At 59.7% G+C, this 15,529-nt stretch carries 13 protein-coding genes and 4 tRNA genes; 9 read left to right on the plus strand and 8 right to left on the minus strand.

What is annotated here, in order from left to right; all coding sequences use genetic code 11:
• Nucleotides 1-58: 58 nt before the first annotated feature.
• From IMW75_RS17880 to IMW75_RS17895, 4 genes are all read right to left on the minus strand, one after another.
• Nucleotides 59-1,399 (minus strand): sigma-54-dependent transcriptional regulator, encoded by a 1,341-nt coding sequence (locus tag IMW75_RS17880; protein WP_045059366.1) that lies wholly within the window; start codon nucleotides 1,397-1,399, stop codon nucleotides 59-61.
• 2 nt (nucleotides 1,400-1,401) lie between these two features.
• On the minus strand, nucleotides 1,402-2,991 hold the full coding sequence (locus IMW75_RS17885) for an ATP-binding protein (protein ID WP_205893369.1): 1,590 nt from the start codon (nucleotides 2,989-2,991) through the stop codon (nucleotides 1,402-1,404).
• Complete coding sequence (locus IMW75_RS17890) at nucleotides 2,981-3,214, minus strand: PP0621 family protein (protein WP_122839012.1); 234 nt, start codon at nucleotides 3,212-3,214, stop codon at nucleotides 2,981-2,983. Before IMW75_RS17890 ends, IMW75_RS17885 begins: the two co-directional genes overlap by 11 nt.
• Nucleotides 3,215-3,344: 130 nt before the next feature.
• A complete protein-coding gene (locus IMW75_RS17895) occupies nucleotides 3,345-4,367 on the minus strand; it encodes an outer membrane protein assembly factor BamD (RefSeq protein ID WP_045059369.1) in 1,023 nt (340 codons plus the stop codon).
• Nucleotides 4,368-4,518: 151 nt separating this feature from the next.
• On the opposite strand from IMW75_RS17895, the gene rluD reads away from it, so the two are divergent.
• The 7 genes from rluD (at nucleotide 4,519) to IMW75_RS17930 (ending at nucleotide 9,614) form a co-directional block, all read left to right on the plus strand.
• The gene (gene rluD / locus IMW75_RS17900; protein WP_007942311.1) at nucleotides 4,519-5,481 is read left to right on the plus strand and encodes a 23S rRNA pseudouridine(1911/1915/1917) synthase RluD; all 963 of its coding nucleotides are present in this window, start codon (nucleotides 4,519-4,521) and stop codon (nucleotides 5,479-5,481) included.
• Nucleotides 5,478-6,203, plus strand: a complete 726-nt coding sequence (gene pgeF / locus IMW75_RS17905) for a peptidoglycan editing factor PgeF (RefSeq protein WP_205893370.1) — start codon at nucleotides 5,478-5,480, stop codon at nucleotides 6,201-6,203. The genes rluD and pgeF overlap by 4 nt, the downstream gene beginning before the upstream one ends.
• A 129-nt stretch (nucleotides 6,204-6,332) precedes the next feature.
• Nucleotides 6,333-8,897 carry an ATP-dependent chaperone ClpB gene (gene clpB, locus IMW75_RS17910; RefSeq protein ID WP_045059371.1) on the plus strand — a complete coding sequence of 855 codons (2,565 nt, stop codon included), beginning with the start codon at nucleotides 6,333-6,335 and terminating at the stop codon, nucleotides 8,895-8,897.
• Nucleotides 8,898-9,197: 300 nt separating this feature from the next.
• Nucleotides 9,198-9,273: transfer RNA gene (locus IMW75_RS17915), tRNA-Asn, on the plus strand.
• A 9-nt stretch (nucleotides 9,274-9,282) separates the two neighbouring features.
• A tRNA-Pro gene (locus tag IMW75_RS17920) sits at nucleotides 9,283-9,359 on the plus strand.
• 5 nt (nucleotides 9,360-9,364) lie between these two features.
• Nucleotides 9,365-9,440: transfer RNA gene (locus tag IMW75_RS17925), tRNA-Lys, on the plus strand.
• Between the two features lie 97 nt (nucleotides 9,441-9,537).
• Nucleotides 9,538-9,614, plus strand: a tRNA-Pro gene (locus tag IMW75_RS17930).
• Between the two features lie 134 nt (nucleotides 9,615-9,748).
• On the opposite strand, the gene IMW75_RS17935 is transcribed toward IMW75_RS17930, so the two are convergent.
• The 4 genes from IMW75_RS17935 to IMW75_RS17950 form a co-directional block, all read right to left on the minus strand.
• A complete protein-coding gene (locus tag IMW75_RS17935; RefSeq protein ID WP_205893371.1) occupies nucleotides 9,749-10,138 on the minus strand; it encodes an HvfA family oxazolone/thioamide-modified RiPP metallophore in 390 nt (129 codons plus the stop codon).
• A gap of 326 nt (nucleotides 10,139-10,464) precedes the next feature.
• Nucleotides 10,465-11,763: an NAD(P)/FAD-dependent oxidoreductase gene (locus tag IMW75_RS17940; protein ID WP_045059373.1), complete on the minus strand. Its 1,299-nt coding sequence runs from the start codon at nucleotides 11,761-11,763 to the stop codon at nucleotides 10,465-10,467.
• Nucleotides 11,764-11,823: 60 nt separating this feature from the next.
• On the minus strand, nucleotides 11,824-11,997 hold the full coding sequence (locus IMW75_RS17945; protein WP_045059374.1) for a DUF3094 domain-containing protein: 174 nt from the start codon (nucleotides 11,995-11,997) through the stop codon (nucleotides 11,824-11,826).
• 93 nt (nucleotides 11,998-12,090) lie between these two features.
• Complete coding sequence (locus IMW75_RS17950; RefSeq protein WP_045059375.1) at nucleotides 12,091-12,717, minus strand: DUF1780 domain-containing protein; 627 nt, start codon at nucleotides 12,715-12,717, stop codon at nucleotides 12,091-12,093.
• Between the two features lie 233 nt (nucleotides 12,718-12,950).
• Between IMW75_RS17950 and IMW75_RS17955 the strand changes: the two genes are divergently transcribed.
• Nucleotides 12,951-14,315 (plus strand): aromatic acid/H+ symport family MFS transporter, encoded by a 1,365-nt coding sequence (locus IMW75_RS17955; RefSeq protein ID WP_045059376.1) that lies wholly within the window; start codon nucleotides 12,951-12,953, stop codon nucleotides 14,313-14,315.
• Nucleotides 14,312-15,517: a benzoate/H(+) symporter BenE family transporter gene (locus IMW75_RS17960; RefSeq protein WP_205893372.1), complete on the plus strand. Its 1,206-nt coding sequence runs from the start codon at nucleotides 14,312-14,314 to the stop codon at nucleotides 15,515-15,517. The genes IMW75_RS17955 and IMW75_RS17960 overlap by 4 nt, the downstream gene beginning before the upstream one ends.
• Nucleotides 15,518-15,529: the final 12 nt, after the last annotated feature.

Below are 15,529 nucleotides of genomic sequence, written 5' to 3' on the forward strand. Positions count from 1 at the left end.
AGACGATCAAAAGATCGCAGCCTGCGGCAGCTCCTACGGGGAGTGCGATCTTCCTGCTTTAATCCAGCCCCAATTTCTTGAGCCTGTAGCGCATCGAGCGGAATGACAGATTCAGCCGCTGAGCCGCTGCCGTGCGGTTCCAGCGGGTTTCCTCCAGCGCCTGGAGGATGAGTTTGCGTTCCACGTTTTCCAGGTAATCTTCCAGGTTGTCGATCTGCGTCAGGTCCGGTAAGTCTCCATCCGCTGTGCAATTGCCCTCCATGAGCCGAAGGTCGCTGGACTCAATCTGCTGGTTTTCGCATAAGGTATAAGCGCGCTCAAGAACATTCTCCAGTTCCCTGACGTTGCCCGGAAAGCGATAGTTCTTCAAGGCTTCCAGCGCGTGGGGGTGGAGTTTCACCGCTGGCTCGCCGCTGTTGCTGGCCAGCCGCTTGAGCATATGGCTCGCCAGGGATTCGATGTCGTCACGACGTTCGCGCAGCGCTGGCACCCGCAATTCGATCACGTTGAGGCGGTAATACAGGTCCTGGCGAAAGCGTTCAGCGGCAACTTCGGCGTCGAGGTCCTTGTGGGTGGCGCAGAGAATTCGCACATCCACCACGGTTTCCTGTTGTCCGCCGACGCTGCGCACGGCTTTCTCCTGAATCGCCCGCAGCAGCTTGACCTGCATGGCTAACGGCAAGTCAGCCACTTCGTCGAGAAACAGGGTGCCGCCATTGGCGGCCTGGAACAGTCCGGGTTTGTCGTCGATGGCGCCACTGAAGCTGCCTTTGCGATGCCCGAAAAACTCGCTTTCCATCAGCTCGGACGGAATCGCCCCGCAGTTCACCGGAACGAATGGCTGGTTGGCGCGCGGGCCTTGTTCGTGGATCAGTCGAGCGACCAGTTCCTTGCCACTGCCGGATTCACCGCTGATGTACACCGGGGCCTGGCTGCGTGCCAGTTTGTCGATGTGTTTGCGCAGGTTGCGCATGGGCAGGGACTCACCCAGCAACCGGCGTTCGATTGAAATCGCGGTGCCACCCACGGGTGACAGGCGCAGCGCGGTGGTGACCAGCTCACGCAGGCGGGTCAGGTCGACCGGCTTGGTCAGGAAGTCGAAAGCACCGGCCTTGAGCGCGTTGATGGCCGTTTCCAGGCTGCCATACGCCGTGATCATGGCCACTGGCAGCTGTGGATAACGTTGCTGGATGTATTGCACCAGCTCCAGCCCCGTGCCGTCCGGCAGGCGCATGTCGGTCAGGCACAGGTCAAAGGTTTCCCGCGCCAGCAAGGCCTGGGCCTCGCCAAGGTCGCGGGCACTGAAGGTGTCGAGCTTCATCCTGCCCAGGGTGATTTCCAGGAGTTCGCGGATATCCGGTTCATCGTCGACGATCAGAATTTTTTGCAGTGGGCTCATGTTCAACTTTGTTTCCGTCCGTGAGCAAAGGTGATGCGAAAGCAGCCGCCGCCTTGGCGTGGTTTGAAGTCTAGGCGGGCCTGGTTGCTTTCGCACAGCTCACGGGACAGATAAAGCCCAAGGCCTGTGCCTTGGGGGCTCGTTGTGAAGAAAGGTTCGAACAGATGAGCCTGGGCTGGTGCCGGGACCCCGGGGCCGTTGTCGCGGACCTCCAGGGTCGGCAGCTGACTGTGCGGGTCCAGGAACAACTCCAGCCAGACCTGCGCCTGGGCATTTATCTGGGCGCTGTGGCGCCAGGCATTGCGCAACAAATTGTCGAGAATCTGGGTCAGCTGATTGGGATCCATCAAGGTCCTGAAGTCTCCCGGTGCAATGCTCAGATGAAGCTGCCGGGTTTCTGTCGCGGCCTCGCGGGCTTCAGCGACAAACTGCTCAAGCCAAGGCTTCAGATCGAGCCGCTGGGGTACTGTTTGTTGGCGCCGGGACAATTGCAGGACGTTTTCGATGACCCGGTTCATCCGCTGGGAGTGATCTTGAATGATCTGCGTCAGACGCCGATCGGCACTGTTCAGTTCCTCGGATTCCTGTAATAGCTGGGCGGCGTGACTGATGGCGCCCAGTGGATTGCGAATTTCATGGGAGATGCTCGCGGTAAGACGCCCCAGCGCAACAAGTTTGAGTTGCTGGGCCTGTTGGGCGATCTGCGCCAGGTCTTCAAGGAATATAAGGGTTTGCTGCCTTGGACTTCGTTCAAGGGCAATGAAACTGGGCTGCAGCTCCAGGCCATTGCTGTCGATTCTCAGGCTCTGGGGACGCAATGTCGGGTTGTTTAGCCATAGTTGCAGGCGTTCGACCAGTTCTGGAAAGTCCTGGTCGAGCGAGCGCCCTTCAAGCGCGCCATGGTCCAGAAGTTTCAGCGCGCTGTGGTTGGCCAGTCGAATGCGCCGTAAATCGTCGACCACCAGAATACCGGTACGCATGCGCTGCAGAATCAGCGAGTTGAGAGCCTCAAGCCCCACCACTTCGCTGGCACGCTGTTCGGCCAGGGTCTCGCTGACCTCCAGGCGACGGATCAGGCCTTGCACCAGCAATGCTGCCGCAAAGCAAAGCGCCCCCAGCGTGCCGACCTGCAAGTAATCATTGGGGCTGGTGGTTTGGCTGAAACTCAGCAGAAAGCCCGACCCTACGATGCCGAGCGCGCCGATGGCGGCGATCAGCAGGCCGATGCGTCGTCGCAACAGGGTATTGCTGATGGCCACAGAGACAATCAGCAGGTTGCCGATCGCACTGTGCACGCCACCGGCGGCGTAGAACAGCGCGCACAACAGCAGCACGTCGACCAGTGCCAGGGTGAGAAGCTGGCCAGGGCGCCGGGTGTTCTCCAGGAACACTACCAGCAGAATGTTCAATACCAGGTACAGCCAGCTGCCACTGCGCAGCAGCTCGCCATTGGCGAGCGAAAGCAGCTGGCTGTCCATGTTGCTGGAAATCAGCAGCACCAGGGTGATGCCGACGCTCAGGCGGTAGAGATGATAGAGACGCAGCAGTCGCTGGGCTTGTTTGTGGCCGGGACGGGTGGTCTCAGCGGTCACTGGAGCCCGGGCCTTGCTCGAGGTGAGCCTGGCTGCAATACCATTGCTGTTGAAGGCTCAGGGCTCGCTCCCGGGGCAGGTGCACGCCGCAATGAGCGCAACGCACCATGGGGGCCGCTTCCCGCTCGGCAGGCGAGCGAGGCGCTGCCGCCTGGCCCTTGAACTTGCGCCACAACCAGATGGCGGCGGCAATCAGGGCGATCCAGAACAATAAACGAAGCATGTTGAGCTGCTTTATGGCGAGTGATGAAGCAGTTTAGCCAAGGAGCTGATCAGCGCACAGCGATATAACGCTGCGAGACGCTTCTCTATTGCAGGAGCGAGCAAGCTCGCTCCTGCAGAGCCTGCAGATGTCAGTCGAACACGCCGAGGGTCATGTAGCTGAACCAGGAACGGTCGTCATTGTTGCCTTCCGACTCCTGTTCTTCTTCCTCGATCACGTCGCCGTTTTCATCTCTGGGCTTGAGATCGCTCGGGATTGCATCCTTGGCATCCTGGAATTGCTTCTGCACGTCCTGGTTGGCGCGGGTTTCACCCGGTGGCAGAGGCGGACGGGATTCGATCAGGCCCAGAGTCGCCTTGCTCAGCCACGAGCGGTTGTCCGCTTCGTCCACCGAAGGCTTGAACTGACCGTCTTCCAGGCTTGGGTGGTTCGGGTAGTTGAGCTTCAGCGTTTCCAGACTGGTGTTGGCCAGCTCGTCCAGATGCAGGCGCTGGTAGGATTCGACCATTACCGCCAGGCCGTCGCCGACCGAAGGGGTTTCCTGGAAGTTTTCCACTACATAGCGGCCACGGTTGGCAGCGGCTACGTAAGCCTGACGGGTCAGGTAGTAGTCGGCCACGTGGATTTCGTAAGCGGCCAGCAGGTTGCGCAAGTAGATCATGCGCTGCTTGGCGTCAGGCGAATAACGGCTGTTCGGGAAGCGGCTGGTCAGCTGGGCGAACTCGTTGTAGGAGTCGCGGGCAGCGCCCGGGTCACGCTTGGTCATGTCCAGCGGCAGGAAACGCGACAGCAGGCCGACGTCCTGGTCGAAAGACGTCAGACCCTTCAGGTAATAGGCGTAATCGACATTCGGATGCTGCGGATGCAGGCGAATGAAGCGCTCGGCGGCGGATTTCGCAGCCTCAGGCTCGGTGTTCTTGTAGTTGGCGTAGATGAGCTCGAGTTGAGCCTGATCGGCGTAGCGACCGAACGGATAACGCGACTCCAGCGCCTTCAGCTTGGCTGTGGCGGCGGTGTAGCTATTGTTGTCCAGATCGTGCTGAGCCTGCTGGTACAGCTCGGCCTCGCTCAGGTTTTCGTCAACGACTTCCTTCGATGAGCAAGCAGCGGTCAATGCGAGGATGGCGATCAGCAGCAGGTGTTTCACTTGCATGGCGGCTTGCGTCCCTATGACGGCCGCTGTCTTGGGCGGGGCCGTCCTGTTATGATGAGCGCCCCGTTGCATAGCCTCGGGGCAAAAGACGCCGTATTTAACCACAAGCGCGCAGCCGAAACCAAAAGCTGTGCCGACGCCTAGTCTGAGCATGTCCGATAAAATTGAACTTCGCGCAGAGGTGCCGTCCGAATTGGGCGGCCAACGCCTCGATCAAGTCGCCGCACAATTATTCGCTGAGCACTCGCGCTCGCGCCTTTCCGCCTGGATCAAAGACGGCCGCCTGACTGTGGATGGGGCGGTTATCCGCCCGCGAGACATCGTTCACGGTGGCGCCATTCTTGAACTGACTGCCGAGCAGGAAGCTCAGGGCGAATGGATCGCTCAGGACATCGAGCTGGACATCGTCTATGAAGATGACGACATCCTGGTGATCAACAAGCCTGCGGGCCTGGTGGTGCATCCGGCTGCCGGTCACGCTGACGGCACTTTGCTCAACGCCTTGCTGCACCACGTGCCGGACATCATCAATGTGCCCCGCGCCGGTATCGTGCATCGCCTGGACAAGGACACCACCGGTCTGATGGTGGTGGCCAAGACCATTCAGGCGCAGACTCAGCTGGTCACCCAGCTGCAAAGCCGCAGCGTCAGCCGGATCTACGAGTGCATCGTGATTGGTGTGGTCACCGCCGGCGGCAAGATCAACGCGCCGATCGGTCGTCACGGCCAGCAACGCCAACGCATGGCCGTGATGGAAGGGGGCAAGCAAGCCGTCAGCCATTACCGCGTGCTTGAGCGTTTCCGCTCCCACACGCATGTGCGGGTCAAGCTGGAAACCGGGCGTACTCACCAGATTCGTGTGCACATGGCCCACATCAACTACCCGTTGGTTGGAGACCCCGCCTACGGCGGACGCTTCCGTATCCCGCCGGCAGCCAGTGTGACCATGGTCGAGTCGCTGAAGGCGTTTCCGCGCCAGGCTCTGCACGCGCGGTTCCTGGAGCTGGATCATCCGACGACCGGTAAGCGCATGAGCTGGGAATCGCCACTGCCGGACGATTTCGTCTGGTTGCTGACCCTGCTCAAGCAAGACCGCGAGGCGTTCATCGGATGAGTGACTGGCTGATTCCCGACTGGCCTGCGCCTGCCGGGGTGAAAGCCTGTGTTACCACCCGAGCGGGCGGCGTCAGTCTGGCGCCGTTCGACAGCCTCAACCTGGGCGATCATGTCGACGACAGCCCCCTGGCTGTTGCGGAGAATCGCCGACGTCTCACTGAACATTTCGCTATTCAGCCAGCCTGGTTGCAGCAGGTGCATGGCATTGCCGTGTCTCACGCTGACCCGGGCACGGTCGCTACGGCCGATGCCAGCTGGACGGCAACCCCCGGCATTGCCTGCGCGGCGATGACGGCCGATTGCCTGCCGGTGCTGTTCTGCGACCGTGCGGGCACTCGCGTGGCGGCGGCTCACGCCGGTTGGCGCGGGTTGGCGGCGGGAGTGCTGGAAGCCACGCTTGATACCCTGGCGCTGCCGGCAGCAGAAGTGCTGGTCTGGCTCGGCCCAGCGATAGGCCCACAGGCCTTCGAAGTGGGGCCGGAGGTACGCGAAACCTTCGTGGCGCAGTTGCCTGAAGCAGCCGTTGCCTTCACGCCAGGCGTCAGTGCCGGCAAATTCATGGCTGACATCTACCAGCTCGCGCGTTTGCGCCTGGCCGTTCACGGTGTCACGGCTGTTTACGGTGGCGGTTTCTGTACCGTGACCGATCCGCGTTTCTTTTCCTACCGTCGCAACCCGCGCACGGGAAGATTTGCCTCCCTTATTTGGCTTAACCGCTAGACTTCCCTGACCTGCGTCAACCTCACGACGCTTGAATCTCCCAGAATCGACCACATCTAATGGGGTATCTGGCAGGTTTCTTCATTCAGGATGTTTATAGGTCCGGCCTGCTCAAAAGGAAGGTGACTTATGCGTATAGACCGTTTAACCAGCAAATTACAGTTAGCCCTGTCCGACGCCCAATCCCTGGCCGTCGGCCTTGATCATTCGGGCATTGAACCTGCGCATCTCATGCAGGCCATGCTCGAACAGCAGGGTGGGTCGATCAAGCCGCTGCTGATGCAGGTGGGCTTTGACGTCAACAGCCTGCGAAAAGAGCTGACCAAAGAGCTCGACCAGCTGCCGAAAATCCAGAACCCAACCGGCGACGTCAATATGTCGCAGGACCTGGCGCGCCTGCTTAACCAGGCCGATCGCCTGGCCCAGCAGAAGGGCGACCAGTTCATTTCCAGCGAGCTGGTACTGCTTGCCGCGATGGACGAAAACAACAAGCTCGGCAAATTGTTGCTGGGGCAGGGCGTGAGCAAAAAGGCCCTGGAAAATGCCATCAACAACCTGCGTGGGGGCGATGCCGTCAATGACGCCAACCACGAAGAGTCGCGCCAGGCGCTGGATAAATACACCGTCGACCTGACCAAGCGCGCCGAAGACGGCAAGCTCGACCCGGTCATCGGCCGTGACGACGAGATTCGCCGGACGATCCAGGTGCTGCAGCGTCGTACAAAAAACAACCCGGTACTGATCGGTGAGCCGGGTGTGGGTAAAACCGCGATCGCCGAGGGTCTGGCCCAGCGCATCATCAATGGTGAAGTGCCGGACGGCCTCAAGGGCAAGCGCCTGCTGTCCCTGGACATGGGTGCGCTGATCGCGGGTGCGAAGTATCGCGGTGAGTTCGAAGAGCGCCTTAAGTCTTTGCTGAACGAGCTGTCGAAGCAGGAAGGGCAGATCATTCTGTTCATCGACGAACTGCACACCATGGTCGGCGCCGGCAAGGGCGAAGGCTCGATGGATGCTGGCAACATGCTCAAGCCGGCTTTGGCGCGCGGTGAACTGCACTGCGTGGGCGCCACTACGCTCAATGAGTACCGTCAATATATAGAGAAGGACGCGGCCCTCGAGCGACGCTTCCAGAAAGTACTGGTGGATGAGCCGAGCGAAGAAGACACCATCGCGATTCTGCGTGGCCTCAAGGAGCGTTACGAAGTTCACCACAGGGTGGCGATCACCGATGGCGCGATCATCGCGGCAGCCAAGCTCAGTCACCGTTACATTACCGACCGTCAGTTGCCGGACAAGGCCATCGACCTGATCGACGAGGCCGCCAGCCGCATCCGCATGGAGATCGACTCCAAGCCGGAAGTGCTCGACCGTCTGGAGCGCCGTCTGATTCAGCTGAAGGTGGAATCCCAGGCGCTGAAGAAAGAGAGCGACGACGCGGCGAAGAAGCGCCTGCAAAAACTCCAGGAAGAAATCGCCCGTCTCGAGCGTGAGTATTCGGACCTCGAGGAGATCTGGAACGCGGAGAAAGCCGAAGTACAGGGGTCTGCGCAGATCCAGCAGAAAATCGAGCAGTCCCGTCAGGAGCTGGAAGCAGCCCGTCGCAAGGGCGACCTGAACCGCATGGCCGAGTTGCAGTATGGGGTGATCCCGGACCTGGAGCGCAGCCTGCAAATGGTCGACCAGCACGGCAAAACCGAAAATCAGTTACTGCGCAGCAAGGTCACTGAGGAGGAGATTGCCGAAGTGGTGTCCAAGTGGACCGGCATCCCCGTGTCGAAGATGCTCGAAGGCGAGCGCGACAAGCTGATGAAGATGGAAAGCCTGTTGCACCAGCGTGTCATCGGCCAGGACGAAGCGGTGATTGCCGTATCCAACGCAGTGCGGCGTTCGCGGGCCGGCTTGTCCGATCCGAACCGTCCGAGCGGCTCGTTCATGTTCCTCGGCCCGACCGGCGTGGGTAAAACCGAGCTGTGCAAGGCGCTGGCCGAGTTTCTCTTCGATACGGAAGAGGCGATGGTGCGGATCGACATGTCCGAATTCATGGAGAAACATTCCGTGGCCCGGCTGATTGGTGCGCCACCAGGTTACGTAGGCTATGAAGAGGGCGGTTACCTGACCGAGGCGGTGCGTCGCAAGCCTTATTCGGTGATCCTCCTGGATGAGGTCGAGAAGGCCCACCCGGATGTGTTCAACATCCTGCTGCAAGTGCTGGAAGACGGCCGCCTGACCGACAGTCATGGGCGCACGGTGGACTTCAAGAACACTGTGATCGTCATGACCTCGAACCTTGGGTCGGTGCAGATCCAGGAACTGGTGGGCGATCGTGAGGCGCAGCGCGCGGCGGTGATGGATGCGATTTCCACGCACTTCCGGCCGGAGTTCATCAACCGGGTCGACGAAGTGGTGATTTTCGAGCCATTGGCTCGCGATCAGATCGCCGGTATTACCGAGATCCAGTTGAGTCGTCTGCGCAGCCGCCTGACCGAACGGGAGCTGAAGCTCGAACTCAGCCCGGAGGCGATGGACAAGCTGATCGCTGTCGGTTACGACCCGGTATATGGTGCGCGGCCGCTTAAACGCGCCATCCAGCGCTGGATCGAGAACCCGCTGGCACAGTTGATCCTGTCGGGTCGGTTCATGGCTGGTGACACTGCCAAAGGTGTCGTGGAGAACGACGAAATCGTGTTTGTCTGAGCCACGATGGCAACAAAACCTGGGAGGCCTCGCTTTGCGAGGCCTTTTTTTCGTTAGGCTGTTGAACTCAAAGGAAAAGGCTTGTAAAGTGCGCCCCGCAGCAAGTCACCCGCCAGAGTTTCTGCTCCCCAAGCAGGAATCTGAAATAAGTTGCAAATCATTAACTTGAATGCAAATTAGGGGGTTGACAGAGGTGCTTAAGATTGTAGAATAGCGCGCCTCAGACACACGAACGCAGCGATGCAGACGGGTCGAAGAGACGCAGTAAAAGCTTCAAATGTTGTAATTGAAATATGTAGTTCCGTGATAGCTCAGTCGGTAGAGCAAATGACTGTTAATCATTGGGTCCCAGGTTCGAGTCCTGGTCACGGAGCCAATTTCAAACCGGGGTATAGCGCAGTCCGGTAGCGCGCCTGCTTTGGGAGCAGGATGTCAGGAGTTCGAATCCCCTTACCCCGACCATTTTTGGGTCGTTAGCTCAGTTGGTAGAGCAGTTGGCTTTTAACCAATTGGTCGTAGGTTCGAATCCCACACGACCCACCATTTTTGAAACCAGTTAAAACTGGGATCGAATCTTAAGATCAGAGGCCAAAAGCGCTGATCGAAGAAGGCGATCTTTGAAAGGTCGCCTTTTTTTTACCGGGGTATAGCGCAGTCCGGTAGCGCGCCTGCTTTGGGAGCAGGATGTCAGGAGTTCGAATCCCCTTACCCCGACCATATTAAAAATCCTCGTATCGAAAGATACGGGGATTTTTTTTGTCTGCTGATAATTGCCGGGCAAAAAGCGCCTGCAAAAAAGGCCCCGCTTTTGCGCTGGGGAGAAGCGGGGCGCAGGTTCGCTGCTTCAGGACTCAGCTGTTGTCCTTGAGATGTTCGAACAATCCTTTGGGCATTTTCTTGCCATTGGCTTCGTAGTTGGCCTTTACGTTATCAAAGGCTTCCTGCTCGTCGATCTGGCCGTCATGGTTGGTGTCGATCTTGTCGAAATCAGCCTTGGGGGCCACTTTCAGGAATTCCGCACGGGATACTTTGCCGTCCCCATCGGTATCAGTCTGGGCCATGGACTCATCACCGCATTTGCCTTCGCCACATTTGCCTTCCGGGTTTTTCACCACCTGCTCAGCCGACGCCAGCAGATATCCCTGGGCCAGGGGCTGGGAGGCGAACACCGAGCCAGACAGCATCATGCCACCGGCCAGAACCGCGCCGAGCAAGCCAAAGGTGTTAGAGGTACGGGACATTTCAATTCTCCTGGGTTGCACGACACAACCGCTCGATAAAGGGTCTGATCACCGGAGCAGGCAGGATGCCTTGCCCGGGTGTGGCCATTTAGCGGGTTGGGTGTATCGCTACTGTGTCGTGCAAGGGGGAGTTTGTATGCGAAGGGGCTGAATCGGGGAGGGGGATACAATGTGAAACGGATGTTTTCGCAGGTTATACCGAGGCGCCTATATCGCGGGCAAGCCACGCACCCGCAAGTTGAGTGTCGAACCCGGATTCCAAGGTCGACACAATAACCAGTGGGAGCGGGCTTACCCGCGATCAGGCCCTGACGGGCACCGAATACTTAATGCAGTTTCAGGCGTGGCTCGGTGCCGCGGCCGATCTTGCTGCCCAGCATCAGCATCGCAGTACGAAACGCGCCGTACAGCGCCATCTGGTGCATGCGATACAGCGACACATAGAACATCCGCGCCAGCCAGCCTTCCAGCATCACGCTACCGGTCAGGTTGCCCATCAAGTTACCCACAGCCGAAAACCGCGACAGCGAAATCAGTGAGCCATAGTCGGTGTACTTGTACTCCGGCAAGGCCTTGCCTTCGATGCGCAATTTCAGGGATTTTGCCAGCAAGGATGCCTGCTGGTGCGCTGCCTGGGCCCGCGGCGGCACGTTGCGATCAGTGCCCGGTTGCGGGCAGGCGGCGCAGTCACCGAAGGCGAAGATATTTTCGTCGCGGGTGGTCTGCAGCGTCGGCAGTACTTGCAGTTGATTGATGCGGTTGGTTTCCAGGCCGTCGATGTCCTTGAGGAAGCCCGGCGCGCGAATCCCGGCGGCCCAGACTTTCAGGCTGGCGTTAATGACTTTGCCGTCGGCGGTGATCAGGCTGTCGGCCGTCACTTCGCTCACCGCGGCATTGGTCATGACGTTGACCCCAAGCTTCTCCAGGGTTTTATGCACAGGCCCGCCAATGCGCTCCGGCAGGGCTGGCAAGACGCGTGGCCCGGCTTCGATCAGGGTGATGTGCATGTTTTCCGGTTTGATCCGGTCCAGGCCGTAAGCCGCCAGTTCATGCGCGGCGTTGTGCAGCTCTGCTGCCAGCTCGACCCCGGTGGCCCCGGCGCCGACGATGGCCACGCTGATCTGCTCGACTTTGTCAGTCTGCCCGGCATGGGCTCGCAGGTAGTGATTGAGCAGTTGCTGGTGAAAGCGCTCCGCCTGTTTGCGGGTGTCGAGGAACAGGCAATGTTGCGCCGCACCCTGGGTGCCGAAATCGTTGGTGGTGCTGCCGACCGCGATCACCAGCGAGTCGTACGCCACTTCCCGTGCGGGCACCAGTTCGATGCCGGCTTCGTCGTAAGTGGCGGCCAGCTGGATTTTCTGCTGGGCGCGGTCGAGCCCGCTCATGCGCCCCAGCTGAAACTCGAAATGGTTCCATTTCGCCTGGGCAACATAGTTGAGTTCGTCTTCGGAGGAGTTCAGGGAGCCGGCTGCCACTTCATGCAGCAAAGGTTTCCAGATGTGGGTCAGGTTCGCGTCGACCAGCATCACACTGGCCGTGCCGCGCTTGCCCAGAGTCTTACCCAGACGGGTAGCCAACTCCAGACCGCCGGCGCCGCCGCCAACGATGACAATACGATGAGTCATGGGGATATCTCGCAAGGCTAAAAGAAATCGGTGCAGTCACCCTCGCGAGCGCAACGCGGCTCATAGCGCCAGGTAACTGATAAATCGGCTCAACAGGCCCAAACCAATGGTCACTGCCAATACCATCACCAGGAGCATCCACGGCCGGAATGGCCGGCGCTCGACTCGGTGCTGGGACAAGTGCAGGTACTCTTCGACATGCTTTTGGTCGTCGGGGTTCAGGCGGCTGGTCATAAAGCCCTCGTCAGATAGACGTTGGTGAATGTATGAAAGCTACAGCTGATTCAATAAAGGGTGTACGCAGCATAGCCGATGGGGGCCGGCAACTCACAGGCTGATGCCGACATCGAAGACGATGCTGCGCCCCAGGTTGCTGCGCAGGAAGTCGGGAGCATCCGGATGGGCGAACAGCACCCTGGCGAAGGTCGGCCCCACCAGTGATAACGAGCGCCAGCCCTGGCGCAAGTATTCGGTGGGGGGTGGAAAATGGCTGTTGAGGTCCAGCACTTCGCGCTTGAGGCTGGCGAAGGCGATGATATCGAGCTCCCCAAGGTCCATGCCCCGCTCTTTGTAGTTGTGCGCTTTCTTGCGCAAGGTTGGTGCGAGCCTGAGCAGGAACTCGTTGGCGGGAATGCGCTTGGGCTTCGCCTCCCGACGCACCAGCGAGCTCAGGGAAAACGCACTGCGCCGACGCTGCAATTCATCGCGCCACTCATCGTTGAGGCGCCGACCTTCGTCCAGCACAAAGAACACCTCGAAACTGGCGTCGCGAAACAGCACATCTGGCGGCTCCCCGGCAGGCGCAAACTCGTCCACTCGGTAGGGAATGTTCAGCCCTTGCAGCAGGCGCTGGCACACCCAACGCTCGCGCTCCCATTTGCGGGCATTGGACAGGAACGCGTTGGCTTGCTCGGCCGCAATGGTCAGCAGGCGTAAGTAATCAGAGTCATCCATAGGCCCAAGCTTAGCGTTCAAATGCGCTGGCAAAGAAGACAATTTGTTGTACAGGGGCAAAGGCCATCGGCAAGACAGCCTCTTTTCGCGCCCGCTCCAAGGCCGTGCACAAAACGGATAGTGATCTGCGCGCAGCGGATATTTCCACGCGTCCGCCAGCTTTACCCTCGGCTTTACGGGACGTTAGCCGCTTTTGCGACGCTCTGAAATAAAAACAACAAGAGAAAAACGCCATGCGCAAAATTGACGTACATGAGGTTATCGACAACGCACGCTTCAATCGCTTCCACTGGATGGTGCTGTTCTGGTGTGCCCTGATCATCATCTTCGACGGTTACGATTTGGTGATATACGGCGTGGTGCTGCCGATGCTGATGAAAGAGTGGGGGTTGACTCCCCTGCAGGCTGGAGCGCTGGGCAGTTACGCTTTGTTTGGAATGATGTTCGGCGCGCTGTTTTTCGGACCGCTGTCGGACCGCATCGGCCGCAAGAAAGCCATCACGATCTGCGTGATGCTGTTCAGCGGGTTTACCGTACTCAATGGGTTTGCCCGTAATCCCACCGAGTTCGGTGTGTGCCGCTTCATCGCCGGCCTCGGCATTGGCGGGGTCATGCCCAACGTCGTGGCGCTGATGAACGAGTACGCGCCGAAGAAAATCCGCAGCACGCTGGTGGCGATCATGTTCAGCGGTTACTCCGTGGGCGGCATGCTCTCGGCGGGGCTGGGTATTGTGTTGATCCCCAGCTTCGGTTGGCAGTCAGTGTTCTACGTCGCGGTACTGCCGTTACTGCTGTTGCCGCTGATCATGTACTTCCTGCCTGAATCGGTGGGTTTCATGCTGCGCCAGGGACGCAATGAAGAAGCACGCAACATTCTTCAGCGGGTCGATCCGGCCTACGTCGCGCAAATAGACGATCAACTCGACATGAGCGAAGTGAAGGGCACCGGCACTCCGGTGTTGCAATTGTTTCGCGAGGGCCGGGCGCTGCGCACGCTGATGCTGTGGCTGGCATTCTTCTGTTGCCTGCTGATGGTGTACGCCTTGAGTTCGTGGCTGCCGAAGCTGATGGCCAACGCCGGTTACAGCCTGGGCTCGAGCCTGTCTTTCCTGTTGGTACTCAACTTCGGGGCGATTTTCGGCGCGGTCGGAGGCGGTGTGCTGGGTGACAAACTGAACCTGCCACGGGTGTTGGCGGTGTTCTTTGCCATGGCGGCCGTATCAATCACCTTGCTTGGCTTCAACAGCCCGATGCCGTTGTTGTACCTGCTGATCGCCATCGCCGGCGCCACCACCATCGGCTCGCAGATTCTGTTGTACGCCTGCGCGGCGCAATTCTATTCGATGACGATTCGCTCCACCGGTCTGGGCTGGGCCTCGGGTGTCGGGCGCAATGGCGCGATCGTGGGCCCACTGCTGGGCGGTGCCTTGCTTGGCATCAACCTGCCACTGCAGCTCAACTTCATGGCGTTTGCCTTGCCCGGTGCGGTGGCGGCGATTGCCATGACCGTGTTTGCCATCAGCAGTCAGCGCAGCGCCAGGCACGCCCAGTCCATGCGCGCCGTTGCGCCGGCCGGGGCCGTCGGCGACGCGTCATGAAATCATTGCTACGGGACTTCTCCCTGTCTGCCGCCGTCGCCGGTTTTATCGCGACGGTTATTTCCTACGCGGGCCCGCTGGTGATTATTTTCCAGGCCGCCGACAGCGCACAGCTTTCGCGAGAAGTGCTGTCGTCGTGGGTCTGGGCAATTTCCATCGGCAGTGCGGTGCTGGGGATCGGCTTGAGCCTGCGTTACCGCGTGCCGGTGATCATTGCGTGGTCGGCGCCGGGTTCGGCGTTGCTGGTGGCGCTGCTGCCGGGTATTTCCATGCCGGAGGCGGTGGGCGCGTATCTGGTCAGCAGCCTGATTATATTTCTGGTCGGGGTGTCTGGGGCGTTTGACCGGATCATCAGCAAACTGCCTGCGGCGATTGCCGCAGCGATGCTGGCGGGAATTTTGTTCAGCTTCGGCACTGGTTTGTTCGTCTCGTTGCAGGGCAAGCCGCTGCTGGTGCTGGCGATGTTCGTTACTTATCTGGTCTGCAAGCGTCTGCTGCCGCGGTATGCGGTGTTGATGGTGCTGCTGGTGGGCTGCTCGATAGCCTTTGTCGCTGGCGATCTGCGCAGCGAAGCATTGGTCATTGGCTTGGCGACACCGGTCTGGATCACGCCCGAGTTTACCTTGAGCGCGACCCTGAACATCGCCTTGCCCCTGGTGATGGTGGCACTGACCGGCCAATTTGTGCCCGGCATGGCGGTCTTGCGCGCCAGTGGGTACTCCACGCCTGCCGGGCCGATCATCGCCAGCAGCGCGTTGGGCACGGCGCTGTTGGCACCGTTCGGTTGCCATGGGCTGAACCTGGCGGCGATTACGGCGGCCATCTGCACCGGTCGTGACGCCCATGAAGATCCGCACAAGCGCTATGTGGCCGGCGTTGTCGGCGGTCTGTGTTACCTGGTGCTGGGGATCTTCGGTGCCACCCTGGTTTCGTTGTTCTCGGCGTTTCCCAAGGAGCTGATTGCGACGCTCGCAGGCCTGGCGTTGTTCGCTGCAATTGCCGGGGCTTTGGCCGGCGCAATGGCCGTGCCGGGTGATCGCGAGGCGGCGTTGGTCACCTTTCTTGCTACGGCTTCGGGCATGTCGCTGTTCGGACTGTCTGCGGCATTCTGGGGCCTGATTTTCGGCATGGCCACCCACCTTCTGTTAAACGCCCGCCGCGAAAACGCAGCGGCTGATGCACTCCCGACTGTCGATCAATAAAAACAAGAGAAA

Source organism: Pseudomonas gregormendelii, assembly GCF_017114825.1.
Lineage (GTDB): Bacteria > Pseudomonadota > Gammaproteobacteria > Pseudomonadales > Pseudomonadaceae > Aquipseudomonas > Aquipseudomonas gregormendelii.